At 67.1% G+C, this 22,794-nt stretch carries 20 protein-coding genes, 2 tRNA genes and 1 riboswitch; of the genes, 10 read left to right on the top strand and 12 right to left on the bottom strand.

Annotated features, from left to right (window positions below; genetic code table 11):
• Nucleotides 1-32: 32 nt before the first annotated feature.
• Nucleotides 33-109: transfer RNA gene (locus WT16_RS12390), tRNA-Arg, on the bottom strand.
• A gap of 115 nt (nucleotides 110-224) precedes the next feature.
• On the opposite strand from WT16_RS12390, the gene greB reads away from it, so the two are divergent.
• Entirely contained in the window at nucleotides 225-788 is a 564-nt protein-coding gene (gene greB / locus WT16_RS12385; RefSeq protein ID WP_015600480.1) for a transcription elongation factor GreB, read from the top strand.
• A gap of 218 nt (nucleotides 789-1,006) precedes the next feature.
• On the opposite strand, the gene WT16_RS12380 is transcribed toward greB, so the two are convergent.
• Nucleotides 1,007-2,146, bottom strand: a complete 1,140-nt coding sequence (locus WT16_RS12380) for a porin (protein ID WP_006025623.1) — start codon at nucleotides 2,144-2,146, stop codon at nucleotides 1,007-1,009.
• Between the two features lie 517 nt (nucleotides 2,147-2,663).
• A complete protein-coding gene (locus tag WT16_RS12375; protein WP_006025624.1) occupies nucleotides 2,664-2,930 on the bottom strand; it encodes a hypothetical protein in 267 nt (88 codons plus the stop codon).
• Between the two features lie 401 nt (nucleotides 2,931-3,331).
• Here WT16_RS12375 and WT16_RS12370 point away from each other — a divergent pair, with 401 nt between their 5' ends.
• Together WT16_RS12370 and WT16_RS12365 are read left to right on the top strand one after the other, a co-directional pair.
• Complete coding sequence (locus WT16_RS12370) at nucleotides 3,332-3,535, top strand: cold-shock protein (RefSeq protein WP_009913299.1); 204 nt, start codon at nucleotides 3,332-3,334, stop codon at nucleotides 3,533-3,535.
• 144 nt (nucleotides 3,536-3,679) lie between these two features.
• Complete coding sequence (locus tag WT16_RS12365) at nucleotides 3,680-4,819, top strand: exonuclease domain-containing protein (RefSeq protein WP_063533428.1); 1,140 nt, start codon at nucleotides 3,680-3,682, stop codon at nucleotides 4,817-4,819.
• Here WT16_RS12365 and WT16_RS12360 read toward each other — a convergent pair.
• Together WT16_RS12360 and WT16_RS34400 are read right to left on the bottom strand one after the other, a co-directional pair.
• Complete coding sequence (locus WT16_RS12360) at nucleotides 4,816-5,409, bottom strand: chorismate mutase (protein WP_015601943.1); 594 nt, start codon at nucleotides 5,407-5,409, stop codon at nucleotides 4,816-4,818. The genes WT16_RS12365 and WT16_RS12360 overlap by 4 nt on opposite strands.
• Nucleotides 5,410-5,654: 245 nt before the next feature.
• Nucleotides 5,655-5,801, bottom strand: coding sequence for a hypothetical protein (locus tag WT16_RS34400; RefSeq protein WP_006025628.1), 147 nt, complete (start codon nucleotides 5,799-5,801; stop codon nucleotides 5,655-5,657).
• A gap of 205 nt (nucleotides 5,802-6,006) precedes the next feature.
• On the opposite strand from WT16_RS34400, the gene WT16_RS12355 reads away from it, so the two are divergent.
• The 4 genes from WT16_RS12355 to WT16_RS12340 all read left to right on the top strand — a co-directional run bounded on the left by WT16_RS12355 (nucleotide 6,007) and on the right by WT16_RS12340 (nucleotide 10,630).
• Nucleotides 6,007-6,396, top strand: a complete 390-nt coding sequence (locus WT16_RS12355) for a DUF2946 domain-containing protein (protein ID WP_015600174.1) — start codon at nucleotides 6,007-6,009, stop codon at nucleotides 6,394-6,396.
• 147 nt (nucleotides 6,397-6,543) lie between these two features.
• The gene (locus WT16_RS12350; RefSeq protein ID WP_063533427.1) at nucleotides 6,544-8,877 is read left to right on the top strand and encodes a TonB-dependent receptor; all 2,334 of its coding nucleotides are present in this window, start codon (nucleotides 6,544-6,546) and stop codon (nucleotides 8,875-8,877) included.
• Entirely contained in the window at nucleotides 8,865-10,145 is a 1,281-nt protein-coding gene (locus WT16_RS12345; RefSeq protein WP_063533426.1) for a sialidase family protein, read from the top strand. The genes WT16_RS12350 and WT16_RS12345 overlap by 13 nt, the downstream gene beginning before the upstream one ends.
• The gene (locus WT16_RS12340) at nucleotides 10,142-10,630 is read left to right on the top strand and encodes a hypothetical protein (RefSeq protein ID WP_063533425.1); all 489 of its coding nucleotides are present in this window, start codon (nucleotides 10,142-10,144) and stop codon (nucleotides 10,628-10,630) included. The genes WT16_RS12345 and WT16_RS12340 overlap by 4 nt, the downstream gene beginning before the upstream one ends.
• Nucleotides 10,631-10,773: 143 nt before the next feature.
• Here the strand turns inward: WT16_RS12340 and WT16_RS12335 are convergent, their stop codons facing one another.
• The 4 genes from WT16_RS12335 to WT16_RS12320 form a co-directional block, all read right to left on the bottom strand.
• Nucleotides 10,774-11,025: a GlsB/YeaQ/YmgE family stress response membrane protein gene (locus WT16_RS12335; RefSeq protein WP_004197795.1), complete on the bottom strand. Its 252-nt coding sequence runs from the start codon at nucleotides 11,023-11,025 to the stop codon at nucleotides 10,774-10,776.
• 757 nt (nucleotides 11,026-11,782) lie between these two features.
• Nucleotides 11,783-11,858: transfer RNA gene (locus tag WT16_RS12330), tRNA-Thr, on the bottom strand.
• A gap of 232 nt (nucleotides 11,859-12,090) precedes the next feature.
• Entirely contained in the window at nucleotides 12,091-13,107 is a 1,017-nt protein-coding gene (locus tag WT16_RS12325; RefSeq protein WP_006025635.1) for a class 1 fructose-bisphosphatase, read from the bottom strand.
• Between the two features lie 128 nt (nucleotides 13,108-13,235).
• Nucleotides 13,236-14,168: a LysR family transcriptional regulator gene (locus tag WT16_RS12320; RefSeq protein ID WP_006025636.1), complete on the bottom strand. Its 933-nt coding sequence runs from the start codon at nucleotides 14,166-14,168 to the stop codon at nucleotides 13,236-13,238.
• 116 nt (nucleotides 14,169-14,284) lie between these two features.
• Between WT16_RS12320 and metE the strand changes: the two genes are divergently transcribed.
• A complete protein-coding gene (metE, locus tag WT16_RS12315; RefSeq protein WP_063533424.1) occupies nucleotides 14,285-16,579 on the top strand; it encodes a 5-methyltetrahydropteroyltriglutamate--homocysteine S-methyltransferase in 2,295 nt (764 codons plus the stop codon).
• A 120-nt stretch (nucleotides 16,580-16,699) separates the two neighbouring features.
• Here the strand turns inward: metE and pepN are convergent, their stop codons facing one another.
• Nucleotides 16,700-19,402, bottom strand: coding sequence for an aminopeptidase N (pepN, locus tag WT16_RS12310; protein ID WP_063533423.1), 2,703 nt, complete (start codon nucleotides 19,400-19,402; stop codon nucleotides 16,700-16,702).
• Nucleotides 19,403-19,426: 24 nt separating this feature from the next.
• Here pepN and WT16_RS35610 point away from each other — a divergent pair, with 24 nt between their 5' ends.
• Both WT16_RS35610 and WT16_RS12305 read left to right on the top strand, forming a co-directional pair.
• Nucleotides 19,427-19,564, top strand: coding sequence for a branched-chain amino acid ABC transporter ATP-binding protein (locus tag WT16_RS35610; protein WP_075644773.1), 138 nt, complete (start codon nucleotides 19,427-19,429; stop codon nucleotides 19,562-19,564).
• 57 nt (nucleotides 19,565-19,621) lie between these two features.
• Nucleotides 19,622-20,326 (top strand): DUF4136 domain-containing protein, encoded by a 705-nt coding sequence (locus WT16_RS12305; RefSeq protein WP_063533422.1) that lies wholly within the window; start codon nucleotides 19,622-19,624, stop codon nucleotides 20,324-20,326.
• 244 nt (nucleotides 20,327-20,570) lie between these two features.
• Here WT16_RS12305 and WT16_RS12300 read toward each other — a convergent pair whose 3' ends face one another.
• Complete coding sequence (locus WT16_RS12300) at nucleotides 20,571-21,143, bottom strand: TMEM165/GDT1 family protein (RefSeq protein WP_006025640.1); 573 nt, start codon at nucleotides 21,141-21,143, stop codon at nucleotides 20,571-20,573.
• Between the two features lie 61 nt (nucleotides 21,144-21,204).
• A riboswitch (yybP-ykoY riboswitch) is annotated at nucleotides 21,205-21,356 on the bottom strand.
• A 104-nt stretch (nucleotides 21,357-21,460) separates the two neighbouring features.
• A complete protein-coding gene (guaD, locus tag WT16_RS12295; protein ID WP_006025642.1) occupies nucleotides 21,461-22,771 on the bottom strand; it encodes a guanine deaminase in 1,311 nt (436 codons plus the stop codon).
• Between the last annotated feature and the right edge of the window lie 23 nt (nucleotides 22,772-22,794).

The following is a 22,794-nucleotide window of genomic DNA, read 5'->3' as shown; positions in this document are numbered from 1 at the left end:
AAGGGCCTTCTCGGGAGAAGGCCTCGAAAAAGTGGCGCGGCTGGCAGGATTCGAACCCACGACCCCTTGGTTCGTAGCCAAGTACTCTATCCAACTGAGCTACAGCCGCACGCAGAAGTGAGATTATAGCAAACAAATTTAAAAAGGGAAGCCTTTCGTGATGATTTATCGGATGAGGCCGTTCGTGTAACCTTGCAGTATCCGATAGTCGTTGAAATTGCATCATGAACAAGGCGTTTGTGAAGGAGTCGGACGGAGACGACGACGACCTCGAACACGCGCAGGCGGCGATTCCGCCCGGCGCGAAGAACTACATCACGCCGGCGGGCCACAAGCGTCTGCGCGACGAGTTGCTGCACCTGATCGACGAAGAGCGTCCGGAGGTGGTGAAGCTCGTGTCGTGGGCGGCGTCGAACGGCGATCGCTCCGAGAACGGCGACTACATCTACGGCAAGCGGCGTCTGCGCGAAATCGATCGCCGCATCCGCTTTCTGACGAAGCGCCTCGATCTTGCCGAAGTCGTCGACGCGAGCCGCCAGGAGAACGCGGATCAGGTGTTTTTCGGCGCGACCGTCGATTACGCGACGCAGGACGGCACCGAGCACACGGTGACGATCGTCGGCGTCGACGAGGTCGATCTCGATCGCGGGCACGTGAGCTGGATCTCGCCCGTCGCGCGTGCGCTGCTGAAGGCGCGCGTCGGCGACACGGTCACGCTGTTGACTCCCGTCGGTCCTGAGCCGATCGACGTGCTCGACGTCCGCTACCCGTCGCCGGGTGCAGCGTGAGCGCCGCCGTGGGGCGCGCTTTGATTTCGTCGCGCATCGCAAGGGCGAGAATTCGCTCGGCGCGCGTGCCTGGATAAGCTTGCGAAGGCGCGAACGATCGTCGCGACGGCAGCACGCAAGACGCGCGGCGCAACAACGCGCGCGCGACCGGCTGGATACGATCGGATATAAAAAAAGCGCCCCGGGCGGGGCGCTTTGGATCGGTGCCGAAGAACCGATTAGAAGCGGTGGCGCAGGCCGGCCGTGACGGCGATCTGCTTTTCGCTCGACGACATGCCGCCGACACCGTTGATGTAGGCGCCGAGGCCCGTGCCGTCGCTGTTGACCTTCTGATACACGCCTTGCAGGTACACGTCCGTGCGCTTCGACAGCGCGTAGGCCGTTTGCAGGTTGAACTGGTTCCAGCCCGGGTGATGGTTCTCGATGAAGCCGGCAGTGTACGTGTACGAACCCGCGACCGTCCATGCCGGCGTGATCGCGTAGCGCCCGTTCACTTCGTAGTTGTTGAAGCGCATGAACGTGCCGTCGAGCGCGATGCCGCTCGAGATGCCCGATGCGCCCGCGCTGATCGCCGTCGCGCGGTTGACGCGCGATTGCGTGAACACGAAGCCGGCCGTCGCCGGGCCGTACGTGTAGTTCAGGCCGCCGCCGAACACGCGCTGGCGCTTGCCGACGAACGTGTTGTCGAGCGCGACCGCGCCGGCCGCGTTGGAGACCGTCGGGCCGAATTCGTTGTTCAACTGCAGGTAGCCGGCGCCGACGTTGAAGCCGGCGTAGCTGTACGATACGCCCGCGCTATATGCGCGGTTGTTCGTGAACTGATTGTTGTTCGAGAAGCCGTACAACGCACCGAACTTCAGGCCGGCCCAGTTCACGCTCGTGTACTTGACCGCGTTGTTGATCCGGAACGAATTGTTCAGGTTGTCGTTGTCGAACGGGTGGGCGAACTGCGTGCCGCCGAACTGCGTGCCCGTCAGCGACAGCGGCCCGATGTAGTCGACAACGCTATCGTATTGGCGGCCGAGCGTCAGCGCGCCGTATTGCTCGTGCGACAGTCCGACGAACGCCTGACGGCCGAACTCGCGGCCGTTCTGCTTCAGCGTGCCGTTATTGATGCCGAAGCCGTTTTCCAACACAAAAATCGCCTTCAGGCCGCCGCCGAGATCTTCGGCGCCGCGCAGGCCCCAGCGGCTGCCGTTGACCGAGCCGGTGGACTGCGACCAAGCGCTGTGGCCGCCTTGGTTGTTCGTGTAGGTGATGCCGGCGTCGATCAGGCCGTACAGCGTCACGCTGCTTTGCGCGTGAGCGGCCGTCGCGAAAACGCCAGAGAGAGCGGCAACGATGAGGGTCTTTTTCATTGGGTTTATCTCCGTCCGAAACAGGGTGGATGACGATATCTGACCTGTCCTTCGATGTACCCGGCCGCTGCTGCGAGAAACGGAGCCGGGGCATGTCTCGGGCGTGTACCGACGCCCGTCATCACAAGCTATCCGCAGTGTAAAAGAGCGTTGCCGAAAGTCGATGAATTCAATTTAAGAAATAATATATTTGCGTTTTAGAAATAATTGGGGTTGCGACGGAAACCCTTGTGGAGCAAGGCTTTGGCCCGAATCGAGGGAATATTTTTCCGTTTCCGAACCTGCCGTAGCGTTGCGTGACAGCGACAATCTGTTGGGGGAGGCGGCCGAGCTGCGTGCGTGGGAATGGGATTATTGACGCTTCGGCAATAGAGGTTTGTGGGGAGTATGACTAATGAAAGGGAGTCAACTCGTTATACTGCAACTTCTGCTTACCTAAGCAGACTTTTTCGTTGACGGAAAAGATCTCCAAACCTTTGTCAGCGCGACTTTCCGGTCGCGCTTTTTTTTTGCCCGCCTATTGTTCATACCAGCGCGTGCGACGCTTGGGCGGCGACGTGTCCGCCTGTTCGTCTCGCTCGGGCATGGCGGGTTGCGCCCAATCTTCCATCACGTAATGACGCGCATCGAGCGGCGAGGCGAGCAGGTTCTGCCAATGATCGCCGTGCCAAGTGGAATCGAATTCGCTGGCGAACATGTCGGACGCCGCCGGTGCGCGACCTGCCGCATTGCTGCGGCGCACAATGCCGAGCCGGTGTGCGAAACGTTTGATGCCGTTCAGCATGACAGTCTCCAGCGCCTTTCTGGGCGAGGACCAGCATTGCAAAGCTTGTTGCGCACCGCAACCCGGACAAATACTGAGCCGTGGTCGATTCGCTTGATTGCGGTAGATTTTTCTTTTGCAGATTTAATTAACCGTTTTCCCCGGTAATAATGACAGGTGTTGTTGCGGTTAATTAATTTCTTGGCCCTAGTGTACCGATTCCAGTTGTATTCGTATCAAATCGCATAAGCGGTCATCAAAAATTTTCTTGACTGGATTGGATTTTCCAATTTATAAAAGCAACACCAAGCTTGCGGTGCTTCCAGCAGATCGTATGAGGGGTGGAGGAAGCGTCGGAGCTTTGTGTGACGGTATAAGGGCGTAGCCCGTGTGTTATTTTTATTTAGTGGGGAACTAGGAATATGGATACCGGTATCGTGAAATGGTTTAACGATGCTAAGGGCTTCGGCTTTATTACGTCGGACAATGGCGGCGAGGATTTGTTTGCCCATTTCTCCGAAATCAAGATGGAGGGGTTCAAGACCCTTAAAGAGAATCAGCGTGTGTCGTTCGAAGTGAAAACCGGCCCGAAGGGCAAGCAAGCTGCGAATATTCAGGCGCTTTGAACGCCTGAAACGCGCCGAGGGCCGTGCAAACCCCCGCTTCGGCGGGGGTTTTGGTTTTCCAGGCGGGTAGAATAAGGACTGCCAGTGCCGGGAGCCGCTCTCCCGGCTCCGTCCGACACAATACGAAGCGCCGTCCGCCCATCCATGTCCGCCTCGCCGCTGCTTCATCCCGCGATCGACACGCCGCTCGCGTTCGTCGACCTCGAAACCACCGGCGGCTCGGCCGCCGAGCATCGCATCACCGAAATCGGCGTCGTCGTCGTGAATGCGAACCACGTGTCGACGTGGACGACGCTCGTCGATCCGCGGCAGCCGATTCCACCGTTCATCCAGCAACTCACGGGCATCACCGACGCGATGGTGCGCGGCGCGCCGACGTTCGCCGACATCGCGTCCGCGTTGTTCGAGCGGCTCGACGGCAAACTCTTCGTCGCGCACAACGCGAGCTTCGACCGCGGCTTCCTGCGCGCGGAGTTCGAGCGCGCGGGCGTCGCGTTCAATCCCGACGTGCTTTGCACGGTGCGGCTGTCGCGCGCGCTTTTTCCGCGCGAGTCGCGCCACGGGCTCGACGCGCTGATCGAGCGGCACGCGCTCGCGCCGTCGGCGCGCCACCGGGCGCTTGCCGACGCCGATCTCATCTGGCAGTTCTGGCAAAAATTGCACGACGCGATACCCGCCGAGCGGCTGCGCGAGCAGATCGCGCGCACGACGCGCCGGTTCAGGCTCGCCGGGGAGTTGACGGAAGCGCATCTGGAAAGCGCGCCCGCTGGCTGCGGCGTCTACGCGCTGTTCGGCGACGACGATGCGCCGCTCTATGTCGGTCGCAGCGTTCGGGTCCGCCAGCGGTTGCGCGCGCTGCTGATGGGCGAGCGACGCTCGGCGAAAGACATGCGGCTCGCTCAACTGGTTCGGCGCGTCGAATGGCGCGAGACGGGCGGCGAGCTCGGCGCGCTGCTGGCCGAGGCGGACTGGATCGCGTCGCTCGCGCCGTCGTTCAACCGGCGGCCGGACCGGAGCGCCGCGGGCGAGGCGCACTGGCCGTTCGATGGGCCGGTCGCGTTCGAGGAGCGCGGCGAGTCGAGCGTCTTCCATGTGGTCGACCGTTGGCGCTACGTCGGCGCGGCATCGTCGCTCGAGCAGGCGGCGGCGCTCGCGGCCGATGCGCGCGCGGCGGGCGAGGGCGTGTCGGACGCCGCGCCGGCGGTGCGCCGCATTCTGCAGACGCATCTCGCGCGCGGGCTCGAGCTGATTCCGCTCGCGGGCGCCGCGCCTGCCGCAGCCTAGCCGACGGCGCTGGCGCTGCCCGCCGTGCAGACGTGCGACAGTGCGGTGCCGAGCGCGTCCTTCTGACCGGAGTCGTAGCGCGTCAAGGTCTTCCAGTTCGCGATGCTGCGTGCGAGGCGCGACGGACAATCCGGCGCATCGCGCAGCGGCGCGACGCGCGCGAGCGCGGCGATCAGCGATTGCGTGAGCCGGTCGAGCTGCGGCCGCGTGCTCGTCGCCAGATCGGGCGCCGGGCCTTCGGGGCCGTGCGTTGCGCGCCATGTCGCGAAGAGCGTGTTCTGCACCTGCTTGCTCGCCGCGATCTGGTCGTCGAAGAACGCGCGGGCGTACGCGGGATCGACGCCGTTCGCCGTCGCGCGCTTCTCGACGTCGGCCAGGAGCGCCGCTTCGCGCGGCGGGTCCGAGATCGGCTTCCTGTTGATCCATTTCCAGTGAGCGACGGGTTCGGCAAGCGCAAGGCGCTGCGACGCGAGCGCGACGAGGTTCGTGAGCGCGGTGTCGTCACCGTCGGCGGCGGCGATGCGGGGCGCGCTCAGCACGGCGCAGCCGAGCAAGGCGGCGGCCAGGCTTGCGCGAAGCGACTGTTTCATGGCGAAAAATGACAATGCCGGCGTGCGGGAACCGGGCGATGGAAAAAACAGAAGAATAAGCGAAGACGTTGCGCAGCGACGTGGCGCAAGCGGGAGATCAGCGGACGCAACAACCTCGACCCGGCTCACGATGGCGGGCCGGATTCCGTGCGGCTTGCCGGGACGGCGAAGTGGTGGGGCACACGAAAGCGTTCGCGGACACGCGACGATTCACCGGCCCGCACGTGCCGCCAGCGGATGCACGGTCATTTCGGTGAGCACAGCTTGCGCTGCTCGTCGAAGAACGCGCGCACGTGCTCGGGCAACTCGGCGAGAAACTCGACGGCCACGGGCTCAGGGTCCGGGCTCATCACTTTCTCGGGAGGCGGAATGCGGGTGGGCCTTTCGTCCATGATTTCTCTCCTTGGTGAGACAATTATCGAACGCGAGCTTTGCTTTATGCCAGTGTTCAATCGTTAGATTTTGTCTCTGTTGCTTAAACAGCACATGCGTTTGCGTTGATGTGCAGCAACGCGTGATCCCGCACGGATGCGCCTCCTTCGAAGCGCGATCGCGAACCGCCTTGTTATACTGCGCGCCTCTTTTCCCCAAACTGCGATGAAACGTTCGACGCGATGGTTGAGCCTCGTCTGGCTGGCGCTGGTACTCAATGTACTGTCGCCCGTCATCGGCTATGCGCGCGCCGCCGCGAACGCGCACGACGTGCCGTTCGCGCTCGAATTGTGCAGCGCAGCGGGCGCGCAGCGCGTCGTCATCGGCAGCGGCGGGGCGACGCGCCAGGACGACGGTTCGCTCGCGCACGCCGCGCATTGCGTCTACTGTCCCGGCTTCGCCGCGAATGTCGCGCTCGGCTCGAGCGCGCCCGTGTTGCCCCGCTTCGTCCGCGCGTTCGTGTATGCAAACCGCGCCGAGCGGCCCGCCGTCTTCTTTCGCCGCGGCGTGCGCATCGCGCAGCCGCGCGCTCCGCCTGAAACCGTCCCGGTCTGATTTCCGCAGCCCGCTCGCGCATCGCCACGCGTGAGCGTCGTCGTGCGCGCGACGTCCGGCGTCGTGCCCGTTCTTCCTTGAAGACAGGCGCGGCGCGCGTTCGCCCGCGCGGCGATCCGCCGACCACGTTTCAGGATTCGCTTTTCCATGTCTAATGAACTTGCCGCGCATGTCGCGCGCAGGCGGCTCGCGGCCGCGTGCGCTGCGGCGTTCGCCTGGCCCGCCGCCCACGCCGCCACGACGGGCGCCGCCGTCCCTGCCGATTCAACGTCCGCCGTCGCCGAGCCGGCCGCATCCGGAAAGACCCTGGATGTCGTCAGGATTACCGCGCCGCGCCCCGCATTCGCGCCCGGCACGCCCGGCGTCGTCGAGACGCTCACGCGCGAGCAGATCGATTCGCACGTCAACGTGACGACCGAAGACGCGCTCAAGTACGCGCCGAACCTGATGGTGCGCCGGCGCTATATCGGCGATCGCAACTCCGTGTTTGCCGGCCGCGACTTCAACGAGTTGCAGAGCGCGCGCGGACTCGTCTACGCGGACGGCATCCTGCTGTCCAATCTGCTCGGCTCCAGCTATTCGTATCCGCCGCGCTGGTCGTTGATCCAGCCCGACGACGTCGCGCGCGTCGACGTGCTGTACGGCCCGTTCTCCGCGCTCTACCCGGGCAACGCGATCGGCTCGACCGTGCAGATCACGACGCGCAAGCCGGATCGGCTCGAGGCGTCGGTGTCGACGCAGTTCTTCACGCAGCGCTATCACGATGGCTATGGTTTTGCCGACAGCTTCGGCGGCAATCACCAGACCGCGCGCATCGCCGACCGCGTCGGGCGCTTCTGGTACGCGCTGTCGCTCGACCGGCTCGAAAACGACAGCCAGCCGATGCAATACGCGAGCCCGAACGGCGCGTTCGATCCGAGGCTCGGCGCGAGCGTGCCGGTGACGGGCGCCGTTTCCGACATCGGCCCGAACGGGCGGCCGCGGACAATCGTCGGCGCGCAGACGATCGAGCGCACCGAGCAGCTCAACGAAACGCTGCGCTTCGGCTATGCGTTCACCGACCACGTCGACGCGACGGTCACGCTCGGCCATTGGGAGAACCACTACCGGCAGCACGGCGACACGCTGCTGCGCGACGCGGCGGGTAATCCGGTGTACGGCGGCAACGTGTCGTTCGGCGGGCGCAATTACACGGTGTCGCCCACCGCGTTCGCGCCGCAGAACGGCGATCAGGAGAACTGGCTGTACGGCCTCGGGCTCGACGCGCGTCTCGCGTCCGGCTGGAAACTGTCGGCGACCGCGTCCGCATACGAGGTGTCGCGCGACGTGCTGCGCAGCGCGTCGAGCGCGCCGCCCGGCGCATGGGACGGCGGGCCTGGAACGGTGTTCCGCGGCGACGGCACCGGCTGGCGCACCGTCGACTTGCGCGCGGAGTCGCCCGACGCGCGTGGGCACCGCTTTTCGTTCGGCTATCACTTCGACGCTTATTTCCTGCGCAACGCGACCTACAACACGGCGGATTGGCAAAACGCCGTGCCGACGACGCTCGCGAACCGCTATCGCGGCAACACGCGCACGCAGGCGCTGTATGCGCAGGACGCGTGGCGTTTCGCGCCCGGCTGGCTCGCGACGCTCGGCCTGCGCTACGAGCGGTGGGACGCGTATGGAGGCGAGCTCGGCAACGCGAGCGCGACGCTCGGCTATGCGGACCGCGGCGCGACCGCGTTCTCGCCGAAGCTCTCGCTCGAATGGCGGCCGGCGGATGCGTGGCGCTTGAGGTTGTCGTTCGCGACGGGCACGCGTTTTCCGACCGTCGCCGAGCTGTTCCAGGGCACGATCTCGAACAACGCGATCGTCAACAACAACCCGAACCTGCAGCCGGAAAAGGCGATCGACTGGGACTTCACGGCCGAGCGCGACGTGGGCTTCGGCGTCGTGCGCGCGAGCGTGTTCCAGAGCGATCTGCGCCAATCGATCTACAGCCAGACGACGCTCGCGGGCGCTTCGACGTACACGAACATCTCGAATGTCGACCGCGTGCGGGTGCGCGGCGTCGAGCTCGCGTTCTCGGGGCAGGACGTCGCAATCAGGGGACTCGACGTCGACGCGAACGTGTCCGCGACGAATGCGCAGACGCTCGCCGACGCGGCGAACCCGAACTACGTCGGCGCGCGCTGGCCGAGGATTCCGCGGATGCGCGCGAACCTGCTCGCGTCGTACCGCTTCGACGAGCACTGGATGACGAGCGTCGGCGTTCGCTATTCGGGGCGGCAGTACAACGCGCTCGACAACAGCGACGTGAATCCGAACGTGTACGGCGGCACCAGCTCGTATGCGGTCGTCGACCTGAAGGCGCGCTACCGGTTCGATCGGCACTGGCTCGCGTCGTTCGGCATCGACAACGTGACCGATCGCCGCTACTACGTGTTCCATCCTTATCCGGGCCGCACTTTTTATGGAGAGTTGAAATGGTCGCTATGAAGCATCGATCGGCGGGCGTCGCGCTCGTCGCGCTTGTTGCGTTCGCGCGCGGTGCGCTCGCGCACGACGCGCAGCCGGCCGCGGGCGTATCGTCCGCGCATGCTGCGCACATGGAGATGGACGCTGCGCCGGCCGGCGCGGCGCAGAAGGCGCCGCTCGCGACGGGAGCCGCATTCGATGCGCGTCATCGGCTGTGGGTCGCGTGGGTCGAAGGGCAGCATGTCGTCGTCGCGCATTCGGACGACGCCGGGCGCACGCTGAGCGCGCCCGCGACGGTCAACGCGCTGCCCGAACCGGTCTACACGAGCGCAGAGAACCGGCCGAAGATCGCCGCGAGCCCGGACGGGCGCGCGATCTACGTCACGTGGTCGATGCCGCTCGATGCGCCTTACACCGGGATGGTGCGCTTCTCGCGCTCGCTCGACGGCGGCGCGACGTGGTCGGTGCCCGTCACCGTGCATCGCGACCGGCAGGCGATCACACATCGTTTCGACATGCTGACGATCGATCCGCAAGGCCGCATCTTCGTCGCGTGGATCGACAAGCGGGATCTCGTCGCGGCGCACCGGGCGGGGCGTTCGTACGACGGCGCGGCGATCTACTACGCGGTGTCGACCGACGGCGGCGCGACGTTCGAGCCGGAACGCAAGGTGAGCGACCACACGTGCGAATGCTGCCGGATCGCGATGGCGATCGATGCCGGCGGCCGCGTGCAGGCCGCGTGGCGCAACGTGTTCCCAGGCCAGATCCGCGATCATGCGGTGGCGGTGCTGCCCGCGTCGGCGGACCGCGCGGTCGAGCCCGTGCGCGCGACATTCTCGAACTGGCATGTCGAGGCGTGCCCGGATCACGGGCCTGCGCTCGCGATCACGACGGATGGCGTGCGGCATCTCGCATGGTTCGGCGTCGTCGACGGCAAGGCAGACGTGTTCTATTCGCGACTCGATGCGAGCGGCGCGCCGCTCGGCACGCCGCTCGCGTTCGGCGACGATCCGGCGGCGCCGAACGAACAGGCGTCGCATGCGGCACTCGTCGCGCAGCGCGACACGCTATGGCTCGCGTGGAAGGCGTTCGACGGCGACACGATGCGCATCAGGCTGCGCCGGTCGGACGACGGCGGCATGCACTGGAGCGCGCCGCGCACGCTCGCGTACACGTCGGGCGCGAGCGACAACCCGCAACTGCTGGCCGACCGCGGACGCATCTATCTGTCATGGCGCACGCGCAACGACGGCTATCGATTGATCGACGTGGAGGCGCAGCAATGAAACGGATGGTTTTCGCACTCGCTGCGTTCGCGATTGTCGCGTCGGGCGTCGCGGGAGAAGCGCCGGCGCCGCAGCCGCTGCGCGCGTCGGAGGTCGCATCGCTCTATGCGAGCGGAAGCGGTGCGCCGCTCGTCGTCGAAGTGTGGTCGCTCGACTGCGGCTACTGCCGCGAGAACGCCGTGCATCTCGTCGAATGGCAGCGGCGGCATCCGCAGGTGCGCATCGCACTCGTCGCGCTCGACTCGCTCGACGAGCACGCGCAGGCGCTCGCCGGCGCGCTCGCGCAGATGCAACTGCCCGCGACGGTCAGGCAATACGCGAACGCGGAGCCGATGCCGGAACGATTGCGTGCGGCGCTCGATCCGGCGTGGCGTGGCGAACTGCCGCGCACGCTGTGGATCGGCGCGGACGGCACGCGGCGCGCGAAGAGCGGCTTGCTCACGCCGGCCGTGCTCGATGCTTGGCTGCAACATCGGGATTCCTGACGATCGGTGGGGAGGCGAAGGTCGTCGGCGCGAGTAAGCGATCCGGAATGCAGAAGAACGCGGCGCGCGGCCGCGAGAAAGGCGAGGGGACGGCGAGAAAGCGCCCGGCGGCCATGCGGCGCGCCGGGCAACGTCGTTATACGTCAGGCTCGCTTGAATAGCCGGATCACGAACAGCAGGATGACTGCGCCGATGACGGCGACGATCACCGAGCTGATGAAGCCGCCGCCGATGTGAATGCCGAGAATGCCGGCGAGCCAGCCGCCGATGACGGCGCCGACGATGCCGACGATGATGTCCACGAGCAGCCCGAAGCCGCCGCCCTTCACGAGCAGGCCGGCGAGCCAGCCGGCGATTGCGCCGATGATGAGCCACATAATCAAGCCATGAGCCATGGTGGTCCTCTCCTTTGTTGGTTCCCACGAATGAGCCGACGTCGGGCGCTACCTGTGACGTGACGCGGATCGCACGCCGATCCCGGAGCGTCGCACACGCAATTTACTGCAATAGGCGGGTCAGGATCGTTAAGTAATGTTACGCATCCCGTCCGGATTGACCAAATATTTTTTGCCGGACGAATGCCGATGCGCGCATTGAAATAAAAGCGTAAGAAAACGTGTGCCCGATTGGCTTGCGATGACGCGCTGCGTTGCGAGCGGCGCGCGTGCGGCGGCGCAGCGAATGGTTTTGACGGTAGCCGACGGTGGGCATGCGCACAGTGCGGTACGGCACCGTTCAGGCGGACGAATGAACGCGCAAGTGCGCTTGAGTTGAAACATGTCGAAGGCGGGGCGATCGATTGCGATCGCGCTGGCATCGCGCCAACGACGTCGAGCCACGTGACGGCGCTGCTTTATTCGGGACCGTTATCGGCGATTGGTTCGGACTGCTGTCCGGTATCGCTTGGAGCGCGACGACGGTTGTCGTGAGGAGAACGCGGCTGTCGATCCTGCCGCTGCTCGCGACCGTGACATGAGGATGACGCGCGGCTTCGGCGAGGCTGTCGCCGCGCGCGGACGCTTCGAATGTGCGCAACGCCGACAGAGGCGGAAGCTTCGACGTGTCTTGCGGATCGGGCCGCATGGGCGGGCTTGATCGGATCGATAAATGAAAAGGGCTGCGATGCTTTCGCATCGCAGCCCTTGAATCTGTTGGTGCCGGAGATAGGAGTCGAACCTACGACCTTCGCATTACGAATGCGCTGCTCTACCAACTGAGCTACACCGGCAACAAAGAAATGAAATTATAGGGAGCTACTGGAGGCTTGGCAAGAGGGTTGGCGAAAAAAAATCGATGTTTTTTGCCGCGCGGATAACGGCCCGATTCGTCGATATTTCGCGCAACCGATTCGCGCCGATTCGCGCCGGTTCGCCGTCATTCGACGAGTGCACATCGAACGGAGCGCGCCGGATGCGGCAGGGCGGTGCCGACGGCGGCGCCCCGACGCCCTCGGTCGTGCGTCAAGACTGCGCTTCCTGGTGATAGCGCGCGACGCGCTCGACTTCGTTCTTCGAGCCGAGAATCACCGGCACGCGCTGGTGCAGGCCCGTCGGCTGCACGTCGAGGATCCGCTGCAGGCCCGTCGTCGCCGCGCCGCCCGCCTGCTCGACGATGAACGACATCGGATTCGCCTCGTACATCAGCCGCAGCTTGCCCGGACGATCCGGCGTGCGCTTGTCGGCGGGGTACATGAAGACGCCGCCGCGGTTCAGGATCCGGTGCACGTCGGCGACCATCGACGCGATCCAGCGCATGTTGAAGTTCTCGCCGCGCGGGCCTTCGGCGCCTGCGTTCAGCTCGTCGACGTAGCGCTTCACCGGGTCGTACCAGTGGCGCGCGTTCGACGCGTTGATCGCATATTCGCGCGTGTCCTCCGGAATCCGCAGGTTGCTCTGCGTGAGCACCCACGAGCCGACTTCGCGGTCGAGCGTGAAGCAGTTCACGCCGTTGCCCGTCGTCAGCACGAATACGGTCTGCGGGCCGTACACCGCGTAGCCTGCCGCGACCTGCTCGGTGCCCGGCTGCAGGAACGACTGCTCGGTCGCCAACTGGCCGTCCGGGCAGCGCAGCACCGAGAAGATCGTGCCGATCGACACGTTCACGTCGATGTTCGACGAGCCGTCGAGCGGATCGAACACGAGCAGGTATTCGCCGCGCGGGTAATTTTCCGGGATCGGGAAGAACGTCTCCATTTCCTCCGACGCCATCGCGGCGAGATTGCCGCCCCATTCGTTCGCGTCGAGCAGGATCTCGTTCGACAGGATGTCGAGCTTCTTCTGCACCTCGCCCTGGACGTTCTCGCTGCCGGCCGTGCCGAGCGCATCGCCCAGCGCGCCCTTGCTCACGTTGTAGCTGATCGCCTTGCACGCGCGCGCGACCACTTCGATCAACAGGCGCAGGTCGGCGGGGAGGTTGTGGGTCTCACGCTGCTGCTCGATCAGATACTTGGACAGCGTGGTGCGTCGGGTAATGGACATGGGGAACTCCGAGAGGCTGAAGAATGCGTTGGATGTTGGGATAGGAATAGGCTCGATTTTACCCGTCGCGACCCGTGGCAGACGGTTTTTCGGCGAAAACGGGCCGCAAGCGGCGGGCGGCGCGCCGCCTACAGCAGCTCGATCTCGGGCAGCGACGCCGCGCTCGTCTCGCGCATCGTCGCGACGAAGTCGGCCGCGTACGCGCGCGTCGAGAACGCGGGCAGCGTCGCCGCGTAGAGCTCGCCCGACAGCGTCGAGCCGTCGGCGCGCAGCACCGGGCGCGCGCTCACGTAACGCTTGTCGAGGTAGGTCGCGACCGCCCACAGCGGCAGTGCCGCGACGCCGCGCCGGCTCGCGACGAGCTGCAGGATCGCGATCGTCAGCTCCGACGTGCGCCGCTTCGGCTCGATGCCGGCGGGCTTCAGCACCTGCCGGACGATGTCGAGCATCTCGTCGGGCACCGGGTACGTGATGAGCGTTTCGTCGCCGAAGTCGGCGGCCGCAAGCGACGGTTTTTGCGCGAGCGCGTGGTCGTTGCCGACGAGCCCGACGATCTGGAAGCGAAAGAGCGGGTGATAGTCGACCGCTTCGTCGGCGTCGGCCTCGGCGACGATCGCGAGATCCGCGCGGTCCTGGTGTAGGAGGCCGATCGGGTCCGCGTGAAAGCCCGACACGATGTCGAGCTCGACTTCCGGCCAGCGCTGCCGGAACGCGTCCATCGCGGGCATCAGCCAGTCGAAGCAGGTATGGCATTCGACCGCGATCCGCAGCGCGCCGCCCGTGCCGAGCGCGAGGCGCGCGATGTCGCGCTCGGCTTCCTCGATCGCGGGCACGACCTGCTCGGCGAGCGCGAGCAGCCGCTTGCCGGCCGCGGTGAACGTGAGCGGCGCGGACTTGCGCACGAAGAGCGGCAGCCCGAAGTGCGTCTCGAGCGCCTTCAACTGATGCGACAGCGCCGACTGCGTGAGGCACAGCACCTGCGCGGCGCGCGACAGGTTGCCGGTATCGCGCAGCGCGACGAGCGTCTGCAGATGCCGGAATTCGAGCGGGGAGCGGATCATCGCAGTGCGCGTCGCAGGGTTTGAAGTTGAAAAATATTCATGTTGTTCGGCAAAAACTTTCGTTTGAGTAATGATAGGGCAAATCCGATACTGCTGGTCACTTCTGGAGGATCGAGATGAGCACCGCACATATCCTGGGTTTTCCGCGCATCGGCGCGCAACGGGAACTGAAGTTCGCCCTCGAACGCTACTGGCGCGACGGTGCGTCGGCCGACGCCGAGCGCGCGCTCGTCGACACCGGCCGCGCGCTGCGCGCCGCGCACTGGCGCACGCAGCGCGACGCCGGGCTCGACTGCGTGACGGTTGGCGATTTCGCGTGGTACGACCACGTGCTGACGACGCTCGCGCATGTCGGCGGCCTGCCGCCGCGCTTCGGCTTCGACGCGCGCGCGCTCACGCTCGCCGATCACTTCGCGGCCGCCCGCGGCAACGCCGCTCAGCCGGCGATGGAAATGACGAAGTGGTTCGATACGAACTACCACTACCTGGTGCCCGAGTATTCGCCCGCGACGACGTTCGGGCCGGGCGTCGAGTGGCTCTTCGACGAGGTGCGCGAAGCGCGCGCGCTCGGCCACCGCGCGAAGGCGGCGCTCGTCGGCCCGCTCACGCTGCTCTGGCTCGGCAAGGCGCGCGACGGGCTCGCCGAGCGTCTCGATCTGCTGCCGCGCCTCGTGCCCGCGTATCGCGCGCTGCTCGCACGGCTGAAGGAAGAGGGTGTCGACTGGGTGCAGATCGACGAGCCGATCTTCGCGCTCGATCTGCCCGCCGCGTGGCGCGACGCGGCGCAGCCCGCGTACGAAGCGCTCGCGCCCGGCGCGCCGAAGCTGCTGGTCGCGACGTACTTCGACGACGCGAGCGAGCACGCGGCGCGGCTGAAGGCGCTGCCCGTCGCGGGCCTGCACATCGACCTCGTGCGCGGCGACGCGCAGCTCGACGCATTCGTCGCGGATTATCCGGCCGACAAGGTGCTGTCGTGCGGCATCGTCGACGGCCGCAACGTGTGGCGCAACGACCTCGACCGCTCGCTCGCGCGGCTCGCGCCGGTGCGCGACGCGCTCGGCGAGCGGCTGTGGGTCGCGACGAGCTGCTCGTTGCTGCACGCGCCCGTCGATCTCGCGCACGAGCCGAAGCTCGACGACGAGCTGAAGGCGTGGCTCGCGTTCGCGGCGCAGAAGACGCGCGAGGTCGCGGCGCTGCGCGACGCGCTCGTGAAGGGGCGCGCGGCGGTCGCGGCGGAGTTCGACGCCGCTGCTGCGGCGGCGGCCGCGCGCCGCACGTCGGCGCGCATCCACAATCCGCTCGTCAAGCGCCGCGTCGCGGCGCTGAACGACGCCGACGCGCGCCGCGCGAGCGCGTATCCGGCGCGCGCGGCCGCGCAGCGCGCGCGCTTCGACTTGCCGCCGCTGCCGACGACGACGATCGGCTCGTTCCCGCAGACGCCGGAGATCCGCCGCGCGCGCGCCGCGTTCAAGCAGGGCGTGCTCGATCACCTCGGCTATCTGGAGGCGATGCGCGAGCAGGTGCGCATCGCGATCGACAAGCAGCTCGCGTACGGCCTCGACGTGCTCGTGCACGGCGAGGCGGAGCGCAACGACATGGTCGAATACTTCGGCGAGCTGCTGTGGGGCTTCGCGATCACGAGCAACGGCTGGGTGCAGAGCTATGGTTCGCGCTGCGTGAAGCCGCCCCTCGTCTATGGCGACGTCTATCTGCCGGAGCCAATGACGGTGGGCTGGGCGTCGTATGCGCAGAGCCTGACGACGAAGCCGGTGAAGGGGATGCTGACGGGGCCCGTGACGATGCTGCAATGGTCGTTCGTGCGCGACGACCAGCCGCGCGCGACGACGGCGCTGCAGATCGCGCTCGCGCTGCGGCAGGAGACGCTCGATCTCGAGAAGGCCGGCATCGGGATGATCCAGATCGACGAGCCGGCGCTGCGCGAGGGATTGCCGCTGAAGGCGCGCGATCGCGCCGCGTATCTGGAGTGGGCGGTGCGCGCGTTCAGGATCGCGGCGTCGGGCGTCGCGGACGCGACGCAGATCCACACGCACATGTGCTATTCGGAGTTCGGCGACATCCTGCCGTCGATCGCGGCGCTCGACGCGGACGTGATCTCGATCGAGACAACCCGCTCGAACATGGAGCTGCTCGACGCGTTCGAGACGTTCGAGTATCCGAACGAGATCGGGCCGGGCGTCTACGACATCCATTCGCCGCGCGTGCCGCACTCGGACGAGATCGAGCGGCTCATCCTGCTCGCGCTCGAGCGGATTCCGGCGCAGCGCCTGTGGGTGAATCCGGACTGCGGGCTGAAGACGCGCGAGTGGGGGCAGGTCGACGCGGCGCTCACGGCGATGGTCGACGCGGCGAAGCGCGTGCGGCAGACGGTCGAGCAGACGGCGCTGGCCTGACGCGATTCGGCTGGGTTCGATCGAATACGGTCCGATAAGAAAGCCGGCATCGCATGGCGCGATGCCGGCTCGTTCGTCCGCGGCCGCCGGGAAAAGAGCCGCGGCCGCCCGCATCGTCCGTCAGGCGAGCGCCTTCTCGACGATCTCCCGCACGTCGCGCGACTGCGCGTTCGCGGCGACGCGTTCGAGCGCGTCGCGCATCCTGTCGCGCAGCGCCGGCGTGAAGCGGCGCCACAGCTCGAGCGCGCGCGCGAGCCGCGCGGCGACCTGCGGATTGAGCGCGTCGAGCGCGAGCACCTGGTCGGCCCAGAATGCATAGCCCGAGCCGTCGGCCGCATGGAACTGCGCGGGATTCGCCGTGCAGAAGCCGAAGATCAGCGAGCGCGCGCGGTTCGGATTCTTCAGGTTGAACGCCGGATGCGCGAGCAGCCTGCGCACGAGGTCGAGCGTCGGATGCTCGGGCGTGCCGCGCCGCGTCGCCTGCATCGAGAACCACTTGTCGATCACGAGCGCTTCCTTCTCGAAGCGGCGATAGAAATCGTCGAGCGCGCGATCGGCGTCGCGCGCGGCGTCGGCCGACGCGGTCGCCGCCGACAGCAGCGCGACGAGCGCGGACGCGCGGTCCGTCATGTTGTTCGAGGCGTCGTATTGCGCGGTGGCGAGACGGATCGCGTCGGCCGGCTCGTCGAGCTCGGCGAGGTAGGCGAGCGCGAGGTTCTTCAGTGCGCGGCGGCCCGCGTCGTCGGGCGTCGGCGCATACGCGCCCGGCGTCTGATGGCGCTCGTAGACCGCGAGCCAGTCGGCGGCGAGCGCGGTCGCGAGCTGGCGGCGCACGAACTGGCGCGCGCGATGGACGGCGGCCGGATCGGCTTGCGTCATCTGGTCGGCGAGGTAGGCCTCCGACGGCAGCGTGAGCGCGAGCTCGCGGAACGCGGGCGACAGCGTGTCGTCCGTCAGCACGCGCCTGAACGCGGCGACGAACGCGTCGTCGAGCGCGAGCGGCTGCTGCGCGGCCGCGCGCGCGGCGAGCGTGAGCAGCGCGCGCGTCGCGAGGCGCTGGCCCGCCTCCCAGCGGTTGAACGGATCGCTGTCGTGCGCGAGCAGGAACGCGAGCTCGTCGTCGCGGTAGTCGTATTCGACGATCACGGGCGCCGAGAAATTGCGCAGCAGCGACGGCAGCGGCGCTTCGTCGATGTCGGCGAACGTGAACGTCGTCTCGGTCTCGGTCAGCTCGAGCACGCGCGTCGTGCCCGACGCGGCCGCTTCGCCGTCGAGGCGCAGCGGCAGGTCGCGGCCGTCGGCGCCGATCAGGCCGATCGCGAACGGGATCAGGAGCGGCCCCTCCTGCGTGTCGCGTGCGGCGGGCGAGGTGTCGCCGTAGCCTTGCCGCAGCGTCACCGCGTAGCGCTTCGCGGCGGCGTCGTAAGCGGTGCGAACCGTCACGCGCGGGGTGCCCGCCTGGCTGTACCAGCGCTCGAACAGCGCGAGATCGCGGCCGTTCGCGTCGGCCATCGCGTGGCGGAAGTCGTCGCACGTGACGGCTTGTCCGTCATGACGCCGGAAGTACAGGTCCATCCCCTTGCGGAAGCCGTCGCGGCCGAACAGCGTCTGGTACATCCGCACGACTTCCGCGCCTTTCTCGTAGACGGTCATCGTGTAGAAGTTGTTGATCTCGACGTAGCTCTCGGGCCGCACCGGATGCGCCATCGGGCCCGCGTCCTCGGCGAACTGAAGCTGGCGCAGCACGCGCACGTCCTCGATGCGCTTGACCGCGCGCGCGGCGTCGTCGTCTTCGGCGCCCGCCGACATGTCGGCCGAGAATTCCTGGTCGCGGAACACGGTGAGGCCTTCCTTCAGGCTCAACTGGAACCAGTCGCGGCAGGTCACGCGGTTGCCCGTCCAGTTGTGGAAATACTCGTGGCCGACGACCGATTCGACGTTCGCGAAGTCGACGTCGGTCGCCGTCTCCGGATTCGCGAGCACGTACTTCGTGTTGAAGATGTTGAGCCCCTTGTTTTCCATCGCGCCCATGTTGAAGTCGCCGACGGCGACGATCATGAAGCGGTCGAGATCGAGTTCGAGGCCGAAGCGCCGTTCGTCCCAGCGGATCGAATGGATCAGCGAATCCATCGCGTGGCGGGTCTTGTCGAGATCCTGCGGCTCGACCCACACCTGAAGGAGCTTGTCCTTGCCGCTCGCCGATTTGATCGTCTCCTCGAGCTTGACGAGCGTGCCCGCGACGAGCGCGAACAGATAGCTCGGCTTCCTGAACGGGTCTTCCCACTTCGCGAAGTGGCGGCCGTTCGGCAGATCGCCGGAATCGACGAGATTGCCGTTCGACAGCAGCACCGGATACGCGGCCTTGTCGGCGCGCAGCGTGGCCGTGTACGACGCCATCACGTCCGGACGGTCGACGAAGTAGGTGATGCGCCGGAAGCCTTCCGCCTCGCACTGCGTGAAGAAGTTGCCGCTCGATACGTACAGGCCCGAGAGCGTCGTGTTCGATTCGGGCGCGCACGCGCTCTCGATCGTCAGCTCGAACGCGTCGGGCACGTTCTCGACGGCGAGGCCATGCTCGTGCACGCGCACCGCGTCGTACGGCTTGCCGTCGAGACGCGCGCCGGCGAACGCGAGCGCCTCGCCCATCAGCTCGAAGTGCGGCGCGGGCGCGGCGTCCGGGTTGCGGCGCACGCGCATCGTGTTCTTGACGATCGTGCGCGCCGGCTCGAGATCGAACTCGAGCGCGACGGTATCGATCAGGAACGCAGGCGGCGTGTAGTCGCTGCGGCGGATCACGGCGGAGGGAGCGGCGATGTCGGACATGGCGATCGTGGGCGTAGGAAAAGTATGGACACGCGCCGGGCGGGCGGCGCGGCGGCAAGGGCCCATTGTACAAAGCCTTTGCGCAAGGCGCGCGGGACGAACTTTTCGGCGGCGCGGGCGGTCTTCGTCATATCGGCGCGGCGTCGGCGCGACGGCGTATGATCCGGTCATCGCGCCGCCCGGCCAGCCCGCGCGGCGCCATTGACCCTGAGGACGAACATGAAACGCATTTCCTTCATCCGCGGCACGGCGCTCGTCGCGGGCGCCCTGATCGTGCTGCTGTCCGGCTGCACGTCCTACGTCACGACGCAGGTCACGGCATTCTCGAACTGGAGCGGCAACGACGCGACGCGCACCTACGCGTTCGCGCGGACCGCCGAGCAGCAGAACAGCCTCGAGCAGTCGACCTATGAGCAGATCGTCGGCAACGAGTTGTCGACCTATTCGTTCAAGCGCGTGCCGACGAAGGACGCGCGCTATCTCGTCCGGCTCGCGTACGGGATCAAGAGCGACTGGGTGTCGGTGCCTCAGCCCGTCTACTACGACCCGTGGTTCGGCCCCGGCCCGTACTGGCGCGGCGGCCCGTGGGGGCCATACGGTCCATGGGGACCGTTTCCAGCGGGCTACGTGAATCAGAGCTACCAGATTTTCCAGCGCTCGCTCGAGATCCGGATCACCGAGCGCGCGACGGGCACGGAGGTCTATAACGTCGCCGCGCGCAACGCGGGCGAAGGCTCGTCGCTGCTGCAGGCGATGCCGTATCTCGCCCGCGCGGCGCTCGCCGACTTCCCGCTCGGCAACGGCACCGTGCGCGCGGTGCGCCTGCCCGTCGACAAGAACGGCGCGCCCGCGCCGATGCCGTCGAACGAGCGCACGGTGCCGGCCGCGCCCGCATCCGGCGCAGCCGTCGCGCCGGCGCGTTGAAACGGCGAGCCGACGAATCGGCGAGCCGGCTCGCCGGCGCAGTGAAAGGGGAGCCGGGAAAAAGGCGAAGCGGCGAACCCGTGAAACGGCGCGATGCCGAACCGGGCGCCACGCCGGTTCGACAGCCGGCCGTCAGTTGCCGCGGCCGTTGCCGCTGCTGTTGCCGCAGCCGCCGTGACGAGCGGCTGCGATGCGCGGGGCGCGCGAACGTCTCGACGGCGGGCCGGCAGTTCCCTTCGCGCCGTCATACGTCGCCGTGGATGAACGCGAGCGCGCCGAGCACGATGAACAGCACGGCCGCGATGCCGTGAACGAGCTTCGTCGGCAGCCGGTGCGCGAAGCGGTCGCCGAGCAGGATCGCCGGCACGTTCGCGAGCATCATCCCGAACGTCGTGCCGGCGACGACGCCCACGTAATCCTGGAAGCGCGCGGCGAGCGCGACGGTCGCGATCTGCGTCTTGTCGCCCATTTCCGCGAGGAAGAACGCGACGAACGTCGCGCCGAACACGCCGAGCCGCGAGCGGTTCGCGTTCGCCTCGTCGGCGTCGAGCTTGTCCGGCACGAGGGTCCACAAGCCCATCCCGATGAACGAGATCGCGAGCGCCCAGCGCATCACCGTCGGCGTCAGATAGACGCCGAGCCACTCGCCGAGCGCGCCGGCGAAGCCGTGGTTGATCAGGGTCGCGGCGAGGACGCCGGCGATGATCGGCAGCGGCTTGCGGTAACGTGCGGCGAGGACGAGGGAGAGCAGTTGGGTCTTGTCGCCGATTTCGGCGAGGGCGATGGCGCCCGTCGAGATCAGGAAGGCTTCAGTCACGGAACGAATATCCCAGGGCCAGGTTGAACGCGAGCGACGATTCGCCGCGCGCCGGGCCCATCTGCGGCGTGCGGTGAACCATCGGTCTCGCCAGGCCCTGCAGGCTGCGTCCGCCATGGCCGCGACGGCCAAGTCTGTTGACGGACGCCCCCGTCACGAGCACGCCGGGCGGCGTCGGCTCGAGCGGAGCGGCTACTCCCCAATGAGGAGCGGATTCTAGCACGCCTTTTTTGCACGAAGGGGGCGATTGTTGCGATCCGCCTGCCGCCTGCCGGGCCGCGCCGGGCCGGCCCGCGGTCCCGGCGGCCTTCGCGCGCTCAGCCCGCGTCGGCGGCGTCGCGCCGGTGCACGCAGCGGCCCGCCGCATACGTGCGATAGACCGCGCGATCGTCGCCGAGCAGCGCGAGCGCGAACAGCAGCTCCTCGAGCGATTCCGCGCGCGCTGTGCGGCGCGCGAGCAGCGGCGTCGCGGCCGGATCGAGCACGACGAAGTCCGCCTCCGCGCGCGGCGCGAGCGTGCCGATCGTCTCCGCGAGGTCGAGCGCGTGCGCGGCGCCTGCCGTCGCGAGCCAGAACATTCGCGTCGCGCTCAGATGATGGCCCGTCATCCGCGCGATCTTGTGCGCCTCGTTCATCGTCTGCAGCATCGAGAACGACGTGCCGCCGCCGACGTCGGTCGCGAGCGTGACGGCCATCTGCCGCGCGTTCGCGCGATCGAAGTCGAACAGGCCGCTGCCGAGGAACAGGTTCGACGTCGGGCAGTGCGCGGCGATCGCGCCCGTTTCGGCGAAGCGCCGGCGATCGTCGTCGTCGAGATGGATGCAGTGGCCGTAGACCGCGCGTCGGCGCAGCAGGCCGTAATGATCGTAGACGTCGAGATAGCTGCGCCGCTCGGGGAACAGCTCGGCCGCCCAGCGGATCTCGTCGAGATTCTCCGCGACATGGCTCTGGATGAACACGTCCGGATGAAGCTTCGCGAGCGCGCCGCACGCTTCGAGCTGCTCGGGCGTCGACGTCGGCGCGAAGCGCGGCGTGAGCGCGTACGACTGCCGGCCGCGGCCGTGCCAGCGGGCGATCAGCTCGGCGCTGTCGTCGTAGCCCGATTGCGCGGTGTCGCGCAGGAACTCGGGGCAGTGGCGGTCCATCAGCACCTTGCCCGCGACCATTCGCAGGCCGCGCGCGTCGCTCGCGTCGAAGAACGCGTCGGCTGACTGCTTGTGCACCGTGCAGTAGACGAGCGCCGTCGTCGTGCCGCACGCGAGCAGGGTGTCGAGGAAAAACTCGGCGATGTCGCGCGCGTGCGCGGAATCGGCGAAGCGCCGCTCGGTCGGGAACGTGTAGCGGTCGAGCCACGGCAGCAAGCCCGGCGCCGGCGACGCGATCATTTCGGTCTGCGGATAATGGACGTGCGTGTCGATGAAGCCGGGCACGATCAGCTTGTCGCGCATCTCGACGAGCGTCGCGTCGGGGGCGAGACGCGGCGCGAGCGCCGCATGGGCGCCCGCCGCGACGACGCGTCCGCCGTCGACGATCAGGAGGCCGTCTTCGTCGTACGCGATCGCATCGTCCGATTGCGCGGGATCGCCGTCGAACCTCAGCAGGCGGGCGCGGAAAGCGGTTTGAGTCATCGTTTGGAATCCGTATCGATTGA

Origin of the sequence: Burkholderia sp. MSMB1589WGS (genome assembly GCF_001636105.1) — a bacterium.
In the GTDB taxonomy this organism is placed as follows: domain Bacteria; phylum Pseudomonadota; class Gammaproteobacteria; order Burkholderiales; family Burkholderiaceae; genus Burkholderia; species Burkholderia humptydooensis.
Note: the sequence above shows the minus strand (reverse complement) of the source record. Positions and strands in the feature narration are given on the sequence as shown.